The following is a 12,686-nucleotide window of genomic DNA, read 5'->3' as shown; positions in this document are numbered from 1 at the left end:
TCCTCGCCTCCATATCGGGACCGCCTGCCGCCATTTTCCCGGTATCTATCAACTGTCTTGACGCATGAATATCCCTCGAAAAAAAATCCTCAGATACACCCTCATTGCTGTTCCTGTCATCGCGCTACTGGCTTTCGCCAGGCTGGTTTTTTTCCCCTCGACGGTAGCGCCCGACTATCTGACCGCCACCGCCGAGCGGCGCGACATTCAAGATACCGTCCTTGCCAGCGGCACCATCAAAGCGTTCAAGCAAGTGAGTGTCGGCGCCCAGGCTTCAGGTCAGATCAAGTCGCTCAAGGTCGCCCTCGGTGATCAGGTCAAAAAAGGCCAGCTGGTCGCCGAGATCGACGCGCTCACACAAGAAAACGCGCTGAAAACCGCCGAAGCCGAACTGGAAGACACGCGCGCTCAGCTGAGCGCGAAGGAAGCAACGCTGAAGCAGGCCCAACTGGCCTATCAACGTCAACAGCAAATGCTGTCCCAGGATGCCAGCTCACGCGAGAACTATGAGACCGCAGAAGCCACGCTCAACACCACCAAAGCCGACATCGCCGCACTCAAGGCGCAGATCGACAAAGGCAAGATCTCCGTCGATACAGCACGCGTGACGCTCGGTTACACCAGGATCACGGCGCCGATCGACGGTACCGTCGTCGCCATCGTTGCCCAGGAAGGCCAGACCGTCAACGCCAACCAGAGTACCCCCACCATCATCAAAGTGGCGCGCATGGACACCGTGACCATCAAGGCGCAGATTTCGGAAGCTGACGTTACTCGCGTCAAAACCGGACAATCGGTCTATTTCACCATCCTCGGCGAACCCGACAAACGCTACACCACCACCCTGCGCTCCATCGAGCCGGCGCCCGACTCGATCTTGCAGGATGACACCTCGACCACATCAACCTCGTCGACCACCAGCAGCACCACGTCAACCGCGATCTATTACAACGGCTTACTGGATGTTCCCAACCCGGACGGCAAACTGCGCATTTCCATGACCACACAGGTCTACGTCGTGCTGGCGGAAGCACGCAACGCCATCGTCATTCCCTCCACGGCCTTGGGTGAACGCGACGCAGACGGCCGTTATACCGTGCGCGTGCTCGATGCCAAAGGCATCGCAGCACCGCGCAAGGTGCGCATCGGCATCAACACCAATGCCAGCGTACAAATCACGGAAGGTCTGAACGCCGGCGAGCGTGTCGTTATCGGCAACAGCAATGGCGTTAGCACCGTCGCAGCCAGCACACACCGCGGTCCGCCGCCGATGATGTAATCGGGTGGACGCATGAATACACCCTTACTTGAACTGCGAAATCTGTATCGCGAGTTTCCCGCCGGCGAGCAGACCATCACTGTCCTCAACGACATCAATCTCACCATTGATGCCGGCGAAATGCTGGCGATCGTGGGCGCATCCGGCTCGGGAAAATCGACGTTGATGAACATTCTCGGCTGCCTGGATAAACCGACGCAGGGCAGCTATATCGTTGCCGGCCGCGAAACCGGCAAGCTCAGTCCTGACGACCTGGCGGAACTGCGCCGCGAGCATTTCGGATTCATCTTCCAGCGCTACCATCTGCTGCCGGACCTCACGGCACTGGGCAATGTCGAAATCCCCGCGATCTATGCCGGTAAGGAACGCAACAGCCGTCACGCGCGTGCCGCCGGGCTGCTGCAACGCCTGGGTCTGGCTGACCGCATGCAACATAAGCCCGGTCAGCTCTCTGGCGGACAACAGCAGCGCGTGAGTATCGCGCGCGCCTTGATGAACGGCGGCCAGGTCATCCTCGCCGATGAACCGACCGGTGCTCTCGATACCCATAGCGGTCACGAAGTCATCAACATCCTCAAGGAGCTGCACGCCGAAGGCCATACCATCATCATCGTCACGCACGATATGCAAGTCGCAGAGCACGCGCAGCGCATCATCGAAATCAGTGACGGCGTCATCGTCGGCGACCGCCGCAAGGACGCCGCTGCACCGCCAACGCCATCCCAGTTGACGTCGAAAACTACACCGACGGTGAGTCCATGGCGTGCAGGCATGGATCGCTTGTCTGAAGCTTTTCACATGTCGCTGCTGGCGATGAATGCACATCGTCTGCGCACCTTCCTGACCATGCTGGGCATCATCATCGGCATTGCCTCGGTGGTATCGGTGGTAGCGCTCGGCGCAGGCTCGCGCGAACGCATCCTCAAAGACATCAGCGCCATGGGCACCAACACCATCGATGTCTTTCCCGGCAGCGACTTCGGCGACATGAAGGCGTCGGCGATACGCACGCTGGTGCCGGCCGATGCCGATGCGCTGGCGCAGCAGGTCTATGTCGACAGCGTCACGCCGAGCGTATCGACCACATCCTCGGTGCGCTATCGGAATGTCTCGGTCAATGCGCAGATCAGCGGTGTAGGCGAACAATACTTCCGCGTGCGCGGACTCGCCATCACAGAGGGGCAAAGCTTTGACGGCGACGGCGTTGCGTCGCGTGCGCAAGAAGTCGTCATCGACGCCAATACACGCAAAAAACTGTTTGCCGACAACGCCAATCCGATCGGCGAAGTGATTTTTCTCGGCAGCGTTCCCTGCCGCATCATCGGCGTCACCAAGAAGCAGGAAAGCGGTTTCGGCAACAACGACAGCCTCAACGTCTGGGTGCCCTACACCACAGCCATGAGCCGCCTCCTCGGACAAAACTATCTGAAAGGCATCACGGTGCGCATCAGCGACAGCGTCGCCTCCTCCGCTGCGGAGCAGGGCATCGTGAAGCTGATGACCTTGCGCCATCGCACCAAGGACTTCTACGTCTTCAACACCGACAGCATCCGCCAGACCATCGAAAAAACGACGGCGACGCTGACCCTGCTGGTATCGATGATCGCCGTCATCTCCCTCATCGTCGGCGGCATCGGCGTGATGAACATCATGCTGGTCTCGGTCACCGAGCGCACGCGTGAAATCGGCGTGCGCATGGCGGTCGGCGCGCGCCAGAGCGACATCATGAAACAGTTCCTGATCGAAGCGGTGCTGGTGTGCTTGTCCGGCGGTCTGCTCGGCGTCTTGCTGGCCTTGTCGTTCGGCGTGCTGTTCGCCAGCTTCAGCAAAAATTTCACGATGGTCTATTCGACGACCTCCATCGTCTCCGCCTTCGTGTGTTCCACCCTGATCGGCGTCGTGTTCGGCTTCCTCCCCGCGCGCAATGCCGCACAGCTGGATCCGGTCGATGCACTGTCGAGAGAATAATGAAGAAACACTTTACCCTTCGCCCCGCCGCCCTGGCGGCTATCCTTTTCTCCGTCAGCCTGTTGAGCGGCTGTGGATCGCTGATACAGACACCTTATACCGCACCCAGGACTGCCATCCCTGCAACCTGGAGCCACGGTGACGGCCGGGCGGAAGTCGATGGCGGCAAATGGTGGCAGCATTTCGGCGACGCCAATCTGGATCACCTGATCGACGAAGCCCTGCGCCGCAATAACGATCTCGCTGCCGCCACCATCAAAGTCCGCCGCGCGCAATTGCAGGCCGGCATCGCCGCCGACGAACGTTTGCCGGCACTGAGTTCCAGCACCTCGACGACGTACAACCGCTATCTCCGCAATGATCGCAGCAGCTACAAGTCGAGTTCAACGGGGGTAACGCTGAGCTATGAAGCAGATCTCTGGGGCAAGCTGGGTAGCCAGTACGATGCCAAGAGATGGGAAGCGCTGGCCACCGAGCAAGATCGTGAAAGTACAGCCCTGAGCCTGATCGGCACAACCGCCAATCTGTATTGGCAAAGCGCCTACCTGAATCAACGCACTGCGCTGAGCCTGGAGAGCATTGCCTACGCCGAAAAAACGCTCGCGCTGGTGCGCACGCAGTACCAGGCCGGCGCAGTGTCGTCGCTGGAAGTACTTGAGGCGGAACAGAATCTGTCCACACAGCAGTCCACGCATACCGAACTCCTGCAGCAACAAGTGGAAGCCGCCAATTCACTCGCTCTGCTCTTCGACGGACCGCCGGGGAAAAGTTTTCCGTTAGCGCAACGCCTGCCTGAGCAAGCCCTGCCACAACTGCAGGCAGGGTTACCCGCCGATCTCCTCGGACGCCGGCCGGATTTGCGCGCGGCAGAGCTGCGCCTGCGCGAATCGCTCGCTACCGTCGATTACACCCGCGCCAGCTACTACCCCAGCCTGACACTCACTGCGGCGGCAGGAGGCAGCAGCCAGGACCTGCGCAATGTCGTGCTGAACCCCATAGGTACGCTCGGTGCAGGACTGGTGCTGCCGTTCTTGCAGTGGAATCAGACGCAGCTGAACATCAAGTCTTCGCAGGCGGATTACGAAAACGCTGTCGTAGCGTTCCGCCAGACGCTTTACACCGCGCTGGCAGATGTAGAGAACGCACTGTCGGCACGCGAGCAATATGCGACTCAAGGCGCGCTGTTGGAAAAGAATCTGCAAGCCGCGCAGAAAACGGAGCGCCTCTATGAGCTGCGTTACCGTACCGGCTATGTGGCGTTGAAAGACTGGCTGGATGCGCAGGAAAAACGCCGTACCGCTGAAGTGTCGCTGGCGCAGAACCGGCTTAACCGGCTGAACAACCAGATGACGCTGTATCAGGCGCTGGGTGGCGACATGCACAGCGAAGACAAGCTTGCGGCAATGCCGTCAAGAAGCGAATAGAGGGAAAAGAAAACGAGATGCCGGGTGAACGCAGGCTCACCCGGCAGAGAGAATTACTTGAGGTAGTTCAACAGCGTCAGGCTGGTAGTCGACACAAACACTTTTTGTGCAGCCTGCAGATATTGCTGCTGAAGCGCCAATTGGCTAACCAACGCAGTCGTGTCGCTCAGGTTACGGCCCAGCAAATCGTTGGTCGTCTGCGTGTATTGCTGATCCAGTACTTTGCCCTGCGCATCGAGGTTATCCAGCTCATTCTGACGCGCACCAACCGATGCCGTTGCAGCTTCGATATTGCTCATCTGCGAACTGATCGACGCCTGGAACGAATTCAGACTACGGGTCAGTGCAGCCTGGCTGCCGGGAATTGGCGTGCGCGCTGCGTCGGCCTTGTCGGACGCCAATTTGGCGTTGGCAGCCTGAGTCAGCAGCGTTGCGTAGTTGGGATCAGTCGGCTGGGCCGCGTCCAGTGCAGCTTGTGCAGTTTTGTAAGCCTGAATCGGGAACTGGCCTGAACCCGACGGATATTCAAACGTGTTGGCAGCCTGAGTATCGGCATTGTTTGCTGCTTCGGTGGTAGGAACGGACAACAAGGTGATCATGTTTTGCATCATCTTGAAGGTATCCACGCCATTACCCTGAAATACCGATTGTCCCGAGACGCTGACTTCCATCTGGCGCGTCGCACCGACCTGCAGCGTTTGCGCGCCCTGATCGCCGTTGTAGACGATGTTGCCCGAGTCATCGAAGGAGAAAGGCGCGGCGCCGCTCTTGTAACCGCCGAACACGTAATTGCCCAGACCATCGGTCGAGTTGGCAAAACCAAGCATCTCGTTCAGATTGCCCTTCAGTTCCGTTGCCATGTTGGCGCGTTCGTCATTGGAGAACGACGCATTGCCGGCTTCGATGATGTCCGATTTGAGTTTGGACATCATGTCAGTCACGCTGGTCAGCGCATTGCTCACGGTCGCCAACGAGCTGTTGGCGTTGTTGCGGTTGGTCGCAAACTGCGTGTTCAGCGCTTGTGTCTGCGCCAGATCCAACGCGCGCGCCGCCGCGATCGGATCATCCGACGGCAGCAGGACGGTCTGCTGTCCGTTGATTTGCTGGGTGAGCTTCAATATCGAACCCTGCATGCTGGTCAGGTCGTTATTGCTCAACTGGTAAAGCATCGTGGTGCTGATACGCATTTTAATTTTCCTTCAAACTTTAACCGCCAAGGGTGAACAAGACGTTCAGCATGTCGCTGGCAGCCTGAATAATTTTGGCTGCAGCCTGGTAGGCTGTCTGGTTCTTGATCATGTTGGCCAATTCCTCATCCTGATTGACGCCGGATTCGGATTGCTGTTGCTGCTGAATAGACGTCAGACGGGCATTTTCAGCCTTGTTGGTGACGTTGATTTCATTGGTCTTGTTACCGATGGTGGCAACCAGTTGCGAATACGATCCCTGGAACGACGTGCTGCCGATGGTATTCGCCGTCTGCAGCGCATTCAGCGCCTGGGCATTACGGTTGTCGTTGACGCCGTTGGTATTCGGACCGATATAAAACTGGTCGCCGTTGGCCGGCTGGCCGGTGATCTTGAAGCTCGCGCCGGCCGTCGTGAACGTATCGCCTGTCGCGTAATTGATGGGTGCACCGGCGGCATAGTTGGTTGTCGTACCGTCGGCATGCGTCACCACCACAGCGCCGACCGAAGCCGATGGCGTGAATTGATTCGTTGCGCTATTGAAGGTAAACGTGAACTTGGTGCCTGCCGCCAATGGCGTATAAGACGAGTTGATCGTGCCGGACGAAATCGTCGCGGTACCGCTATTGGCGGGAACCGGCGAGAATTTATATGCATCGCCGTTGGCAGGAGCGCCACTCAATACGAAGCTGACGCCGCCGCTGGAAACAGTTGCACCAGCCGAATAAGGAATCGCCGCACCGGCCGCATAGGTCGTTGTCACGCCCGCGGTCGTCGTCACCGTCACTGCTGCCGGTGGCACCAGGGCTAGCGAAGTCGTACCGGAGTTGTAGGTATAGGTCTGGGTCGCGCCCGGTGTGAACGTAGCCTTGTCGACTGTGGCCGAAGTAATCACGCCGGTACCGGTATTGCCGGTAGTGACGATACCCATGTCGGTGACTGCATTGCTTCCGGTCAATACCGGTGTACCCGCAGCGATCAATTGCGTATTGCTGATGGCCACGCTCATCGAGCTGGCGCCGTTCACGGTTGGCTTGATCAGGAAGCTGTCGCCCGCTGCCATGGTCGGCGCAGCATAGGTCACACCGTCAATCGTCACCGGGAAAGTGCCCGGAGGCGCAGCAGTCGGATCAACGATGGTCTTGCTGTTATCGGACAAACGCGTGAACGTATATTTGGTGCCGTCGTAGCTCAGCTTGTAGTCGCTGGTCGACAGCTTGGAAGGATCCGTGATGGTCGCAGTCGCTGCGGCAGTCGCCGAATTGCCCGTATCGCCATACACCACCGGCTTGCCGACATTGAAGAAGTCGGTACCGAGATTGCCGTTCTGATCCTGACCCAGCTTGTGCTGAGTATTGAATGCGGTCGCCATGGCAATGGCGATGCGGCCAAGCGAGTTTTGCGCTACATCCAGTGTTTCGGAGCGGTATTGCAGGATGCCGCCAAGGCTGCCGCCGCTGAATGCCGAGTCCGGAATCAGGACGTTCTGGCCATTGGTCTGATAGGAAATTTGCAGACGTGTCGGATCATTGGTCGCCGTTGTCGCCACCAGCGTCGACACGGTGTTTCCCAGCACCAGCGGCTGGCCATTGCCGATGAATACGCTCATCGAACCATTGTCTTGCGGCAAGGTGGTGACTTTGACGATCTTGTTGAGATCGGCAATCGCCTGATCACGCTGGTCCAGCAAATCGTTAGGTGCCACCCCGGTGCCGCCGGACGCCTTCAGGATCGCCTGATTGAGCGCCAGAATCTGATTGGCGTAAGCATTGATGGTATCGACCGTCGAGGTGATCTGGCTATTGACGCCGTTACGGCTCTGCGTCAACTGATCGCTCAGGCTCTGGAAGCGCGCCGCCAGGGTCTGGCCGGCAGAAATCACCGACTGGCGCGCACCGTCGTTGTTCGGCGTCGAGGCCAGATTCTGCGTACTCGTAAAGAAATCTTGCAAGGCCGGCGACAAGCCGGCCGACGTGTCGGCGATCAGATTGTTGATCTGGCTGATCTGCGTAGCGTAGGCGTCCAGTGAGCTGGCAGTGGTCTGGGACGACAGCACTTGTTTGTAGAGGAAGTCGTCATAGACGCGTTTGATTTCCGCGACTTGCGTACCTTGTCCTACAAAACCATAGCCGTAATTAATACCGCCAGCCGTGCTTTGCACGACCACCTGCCGGTTATAACCTGGCGTTGTCGCATTGGAAATATTGTGACTGGTCGTCGCCTGCGCTGCCTGAGCCGCGGCGAGGGCACTCTGTCCGATACTGAAGATGCTGGTAGCCATACGATATTTTCTTTAACGGAATATCCTGATCAACGGCATTTCGTCAGGAAACTTTAGGAGCGGCCGACAATGAATTTGAGAGTTCGCCAATCCGCCTGCGTTCCCGAAAAATGACAATTCATTCCGACCGCATCTGTCGTCTTCCGGAGAATCAGGCCGGAAATTATGCGGAGAGGGATTGACGGATGATGCGCGATAGCTTTTCCGCATAGTGCGGGTCGGTTGCATAGCCTGCGCGTTGCAGGCCATAGGCGAAACCGTGGGCGTCTTGCGCATTTGCCAACACCTTTTCGTAGCGTGGATTGCTACGCAGCAGCTTGGCGTAATCCTGGAAGGCTTCCGAGTAGGAGTCGTAAGCACGGAATTTTTCAATCTTGCGTTGGGCCACGCCATTGACGTATTCAACCGTGGTCGCCTCAACCACCTTCCCGGTCCAGTTGCCCGTCGCTTTGATGCCAAACAGATTGTGCGCAGAGCTGCCGTCGCGGGCGCGGATTTCCTTCTTGCCCCAGCCGGTTTCCAAGGCTGCTTGCGCCAGCATGAACTTGGCGGGGATGCCGGTCACCTGGCTGGCAGCTTCAGCATCCGCCTGCAGACGGCTCTGGAACGCTTCGATATGCGCCGGACGTTGCTGACCGCCCTTGTTGCGTTTGCCGCCGCCCTGCGATGCATCGTCTGTACTATTAGCGATGCCTTGCACCAGGCGCGCCTTGTCGAGATCGCTGAGGCTATTGGCAAGTGGAATATCCAGCGGCAAACCGGACGACGACGCTTCATCATCGGTCGGGAACGGCTTGTTCAGGCTGTGCGACAACTGGCGCACCAGCATGTCGGCCAGGCCGACACCGCGCTGCGCCATGTTCTGGCTCAACTGTTGATCCAGCATGCTGGTAAACATCTTGGTCTGCTGGCTGTCGAACATGCCGTCTTGCGGCGTCGCATCGCGCATGCTCTTCATCATCATGTTCAGGAACAAAGCCTCGAACTGTTTGGCCGCGCCCTTGAGCGACTCCGGCGACTGCGCCGCAGCCGACGACTTCAGGCTGTTCAGACTGTTGGCATCGACGGCAAGGCTTTCAGTCGGATTGACCGGCTTGATGTTGTTGATCATGAGCTCGCCTCGACTAGATGATTTCCAACTCGGCGCGCAGCGAACCTGCAGCCTTCATCGCCTGCAAAATCGCCAGCAAGTCCTGAGGCGTTGCGCCAATGGCGTTAAGCGCCTTGACCACGTCGGCCAGCGAAGCACCGCCCTTCAGATACATGACTTTGCCAGGCGTCGAGTTGATCGAGATCTGAGCGTTCTGATTTGCCGCCGTCTGCCCGCCGGACAAGGCGCCAGGCTGGCTGATGCTGTTCTCGGCGTTGATCACCACCGACAGATTGCCGTGCGATACGGCGCAGGTGTCAAGGCTTACGGACTGATTCATCACGACCGAACCAGTACGGGCATTCAGGATGACTTTGGCGCCGACACGTGCCGGGATGACATCGATATTTTCCAGTGCGCCAAGGAATGCAACACGCTCACCACTGCCCACCGGCGCGCGAATACGAATCACACGGCCATCCTGCGCGACCGCGGTATCAAAACCAAAACGCTTGTTCACCGCTTCCACCACACGGCTGGCGGTAGAAAAATCGTTGTCGTTCAATTCCAGGTTGATGGCGTCGCCCTGGCCCAGCGCCGAAGGAACGGCGCGCTCAACCGTTGCGCCGGCAGAAATACGGCCAACACTCAGTTGATTGATGGTGGTGCTGCTGCCGGCCGCCGAAGCGCCGGCGCCGCCAACCACGATGTTGCCCTGGGCGATGGCGTAAATCTGGCCGTCGGCGCCTTTCAGCGGCGCCATCAGCAGCGTGCCGCCGCGAATGCTCTTGGCATTACCGATGGACGATACGGTGACATCCAGCGTCTGTCCCGGCTGCGAAAATGCAGGCAAAGATGTTGTCACCATCACCGCTGCGACGTTCTTCAATTGCATGTTGCTGGTCGAGGTGCTGGGCAGATTGACACCCAGTTGCTGCAACATGCTGACGACACTTTGCACCGTAAACGGAGTTTGCGTGGTCTGGTCACCGCTACCATCGAGACCGACGGCAAGGCCGTAACCGACCAATTGATTCTGACGCACGCCTTGAATGCTGGCGAGATCCTTAAGGCGCTCCGCGTGCGCAACGCCGGCGCTAAGCAAAGTAATGGAAGCGAGCAGAACCGACACCAGCCTGCTGGTCTGCTGTGCCATAAATGAACGTTGAATCATCATGCGACTCCCTGATTAGAACGGTGAGACGCTGAAGAAAAAGCGCGACAACGAAGACATAAATTCGGCCATATCCACACGGGTATTGGTGCGGTATTCCACTTTGGCGTCAGCCACAGCGGTGGATGAAACGGTATTGCCGGTAGCAATCTTGTCCGGGCTGACAGTGCCGGAGAAGCGCACGTATTCAACCCCCTTGTCGAGTGCGACCTGCTTCTCGCCACTGACCACCAGGTTGCCGTTTTGCAGTACCTCGATCACGGTCACGCCGATAGTGCCGGTGAAGTTATTGCTCGACGAAATAGCGCCCTTCTCGTCATATTTGTTGGTGCTGCCGCCGCTGCCCGACAACTCTTTGATGGAGGTGCCGAATAAGGTCGGCGCGATGGCGCTTGCACTGCCGGTCTTGCTCGACGAACTGCCGGCCGACTTGGCCGCCGTGGTGTTTTCATTGATGACAATGGTCAGCGTATCCCCCACCAGACGCGCGCGGCGATCTTCCAGCAGCGGACGATATGCCGCCGACTGGAAAATGGCGCCATTGGTCGGCGGTGCGTACGAAGCCGGCTCCGGCCGGGCCGACTTCGGCCCGGTGACGATCGATTCCGGCACCGTGGTGCATCCAGCGATGGCGAACATCCCGATGATGGCAGCAAGTTTCAGCAGGCTATTCATGTTTGCCTCATCCCATTTCATCAAAACAAAGTAGTACAAATACGCATTACACCAGCCATTACATTTGCGACAGTTTCGCCAGCATCTGATCGGACGTGGTGATTGCCTTACTGTTGATTTCGTAAGCGCGCTGAGTCTGGATCATGTTGACCATTTCTTCGACCACATTGACGTTCGACGTTTCAACATAGCCCTGCCACAGCGCGCCGGCGCCGTTGGTGCCCGGGGTATTCGGTGCAGGCGTACCGGAGGCAGCAGTTTCCGCATACAGGTTTTCGCCTTTGCTCTCCAGACCGGCCGGATTGATGAAGGTAGCAACCTGCAGCGTGCCGATCTGCGTCGTCGCCGTCGAACCGGCTTGCATGATCGAAACCGTGCCATCGCGGCCGACTGTCAGCTTGGTGGTGTTGGCCGGGATCGTGATCGGTGGCTGAACGGTGTAGCCGCTGGACGTCACCAGTTGACCCTGGCTGTCAGTCTGGAACGAGCCGTCGCGTGTGTATTGCGTAGTGCCATCCGGCATCAGAACCTGGAAGAAACCCGCGCCTTGAATGGCGATGTCCTTGTCATTGTCTGTCTGGTTCACGTTACCTTGCGTATGGATACGCTCGGTGGCGACCGGACGCACACCGGTACCGATTTGCAGGCCCGATGGCAATTGAGTCTGCTGCGACGATTGCGCGCCCGGCTGACGAATAGTCTGGTACATCAGATCTTCAAACACGGCGCGCGAACGCTTGAAGCCATTGGTGCTGACGTTAGCCAGGTTATTGGAAATCACGTCCAGCTGCGTTTGCTGCGCATCCAGACCAGTTTTGGAAATCCACAAGGAACGAATCATTTTTTCTCCAGTACCTGGTTATTAACTCACCGACAGAATTTGTGTTGCTTTATCCGAATCACTTTGGGCGGTTGTAATCACCTTCATGTTCAGATCGAATTGGCGCGCGAGATTGATCATGCTGACCATCGACTCGACGACATTGACGTTACTGCCTTCCAGCGCACCGCCGGCAAGGCGGACATTAGCGTCCGGCGGCGCCTGCGTACCCACGGTCATGCGGAATAATCCGTCATCACCGCGCTTCAAGGCTTTTTCATCCGGATTGACCAGCTTGATCCGTCCCAGAATATTCACCGCATTGGGCGTACCGGTAGTCGGGATCGACGACACCGTGCCGTCGGAAGCGATCGCAATGGTGACATCGGGAGGAATGCTGATCGGGCCGCCGTCACCCATCACGTTCAGGCCGGTCTGCGTTTGCAGAATGCCGTTTTCGCTCAGCTTGAAGCTGCCGTTGCGGGTATAGGCTTCACCGCCGTCAGAACTCTGCACCGCAATCCAGCCCGGACCTTGAACGGCGACATCGAGCGCGCGACCGGTATCCTGAATCGGACCTGCGCTGAAATTGGTGCCGGCGGTCGAGTCGACCACAAACGTGCGCGTCGCAAGACCTTCGCCGACAACAGGCACTGCGCGAAATGTGTTGAGCTGTTCGCGAAAACCGGTCGTCGTTGCATTGGCCAGATTGTTGCTGGTATTGGCCTGCTGTTCCAATGTGTGCTTGGCGCCGGACATGGCGGTGTAGATCACACGATCCATAGTTA

10 protein-coding genes are annotated in these 12,686 nt (G+C 58.1%); 3 read left to right on the top strand and 7 right to left on the bottom strand.

Annotated elements, in window-relative coordinates:
* The first annotated feature begins 64 nt into the window (after positions 1–64).
* The 3 genes from AC1RN6_RS10280 to AC1RN6_RS10270 are packed head-to-tail and all read left to right on the top strand — an operon-like array spanning position 65 to position 4,671.
* The gene (locus AC1RN6_RS10280; protein WP_493005098.1) at positions 65–1,279 is read left to right on the top strand and encodes an efflux RND transporter periplasmic adaptor subunit; all 1,215 of its coding nucleotides are present in this window, start codon (positions 65–67) and stop codon (positions 1,277–1,279) included.
* A gap of 12 nt (positions 1,280–1,291) precedes the next feature.
* Positions 1,292–3,247, top strand: coding sequence for a MacB family efflux pump subunit (locus AC1RN6_RS10275; RefSeq protein WP_493005096.1), 1,956 nt, complete (start codon positions 1,292–1,294; stop codon positions 3,245–3,247).
* Positions 3,247–4,671, top strand: a complete 1,425-nt coding sequence (locus AC1RN6_RS10270) for an efflux transporter outer membrane subunit (protein ID WP_493005095.1) — start codon at positions 3,247–3,249, stop codon at positions 4,669–4,671. The genes AC1RN6_RS10275 and AC1RN6_RS10270 overlap by 1 nt, the downstream gene beginning before the upstream one ends.
* Before the next feature lie 53 nt (positions 4,672–4,724).
* On the opposite strand, the gene flgL is transcribed toward AC1RN6_RS10270, so the two are convergent.
* From flgL to flgF, 7 genes are all read right to left on the bottom strand, one after another.
* Positions 4,725–5,858: a flagellar hook-associated protein FlgL gene (flgL, locus tag AC1RN6_RS10265; protein WP_493005093.1), complete on the bottom strand. Its 1,134-nt coding sequence runs from the start codon at positions 5,856–5,858 to the stop codon at positions 4,725–4,727.
* Between the two features lie 19 nt (positions 5,859–5,877).
* The gene (gene flgK, locus AC1RN6_RS10260) at positions 5,878–8,139 is read right to left on the bottom strand and encodes a flagellar hook-associated protein FlgK (protein ID WP_493005091.1); all 2,262 of its coding nucleotides are present in this window, start codon (positions 8,137–8,139) and stop codon (positions 5,878–5,880) included.
* Positions 8,140–8,302: 163 nt separating this feature from the next.
* The gene (gene flgJ, locus AC1RN6_RS10255) at positions 8,303–9,250 is read right to left on the bottom strand and encodes a flagellar assembly peptidoglycan hydrolase FlgJ (RefSeq protein ID WP_493005089.1); all 948 of its coding nucleotides are present in this window, start codon (positions 9,248–9,250) and stop codon (positions 8,303–8,305) included.
* 13 nt (positions 9,251–9,263) lie between these two features.
* Positions 9,264–10,403, bottom strand: coding sequence for a flagellar basal body P-ring protein FlgI (locus tag AC1RN6_RS10250; protein WP_493005880.1), 1,140 nt, complete (start codon positions 10,401–10,403; stop codon positions 9,264–9,266).
* Between the two features lie 15 nt (positions 10,404–10,418).
* Positions 10,419–11,078 (bottom strand): flagellar basal body L-ring protein FlgH, encoded by a 660-nt coding sequence (locus AC1RN6_RS10245; RefSeq protein WP_493005087.1) that lies wholly within the window; start codon positions 11,076–11,078, stop codon positions 10,419–10,421.
* A gap of 58 nt (positions 11,079–11,136) precedes the next feature.
* Entirely contained in the window at positions 11,137–11,919 is a 783-nt protein-coding gene (gene flgG, locus AC1RN6_RS10240; RefSeq protein WP_050476022.1) for a flagellar basal-body rod protein FlgG, read from the bottom strand.
* A 21-nt stretch (positions 11,920–11,940) separates the two neighbouring features.
* Positions 11,941–12,681, bottom strand: coding sequence for a flagellar basal-body rod protein FlgF (flgF, locus tag AC1RN6_RS10235; RefSeq protein WP_493005086.1), 741 nt, complete (start codon positions 12,679–12,681; stop codon positions 11,941–11,943).
* Positions 12,682–12,686: the final 5 nt, after the last annotated feature.

The sequence above is a fragment of the Herbaspirillum sp. GW822-FHT03A08 genome, assembly GCF_058801885.1.
The sequence above is the reverse complement of the archived record's forward strand: the minus strand, read 5'-3'. Positions and strand labels throughout refer to the sequence as shown.

Bases quoted from the DNA above. Each gene is read 5' to 3' on its own strand.
- AC1RN6_RS10280 (WP_493005098.1), top strand. From the start codon at position 65: ATGAATATCCCTCGAAAAAAAATCCTCAGATACACCCTCATTGCTGTT.
- AC1RN6_RS10275 (WP_493005096.1), top strand. From the start codon at position 1,292: ATGAATACACCCTTACTTGAACTGCGAAATCTGTATCGCGAGTTTCCC.
- AC1RN6_RS10270 (WP_493005095.1), top strand. From the start codon at position 3,247: ATGAAGAAACACTTTACCCTTCGCCCCGCCGCCCTGGCGGCTATCCTT.
- flgL (WP_493005093.1), bottom strand. From the start codon at position 5,858: ATGCGTATCAGCACCACGATGCTTTACCAGTTGAGCAATAACGACCTG.
- flgK (WP_493005091.1), bottom strand. From the start codon at position 8,139: ATGGCTACCAGCATCTTCAGTATCGGACAGAGTGCCCTCGCCGCGGCT.
- flgJ (WP_493005089.1), bottom strand. From the start codon at position 9,250: ATGATCAACAACATCAAGCCGGTCAATCCGACTGAAAGCCTTGCCGTC.
- AC1RN6_RS10250 (WP_493005880.1), bottom strand. From the start codon at position 10,403: ATGATTCAACGTTCATTTATGGCACAGCAGACCAGCAGGCTGGTGTCG.
- AC1RN6_RS10245 (WP_493005087.1), bottom strand. From the start codon at position 11,078: ATGAATAGCCTGCTGAAACTTGCTGCCATCATCGGGATGTTCGCCATC.
- flgG (WP_050476022.1), bottom strand. From the start codon at position 11,919: ATGATTCGTTCCTTGTGGATTTCCAAAACTGGTCTGGATGCGCAGCAA.
- flgF (WP_493005086.1), bottom strand. From the start codon at position 12,681: ATGGATCGTGTGATCTACACCGCCATGTCCGGCGCCAAGCACACATTG.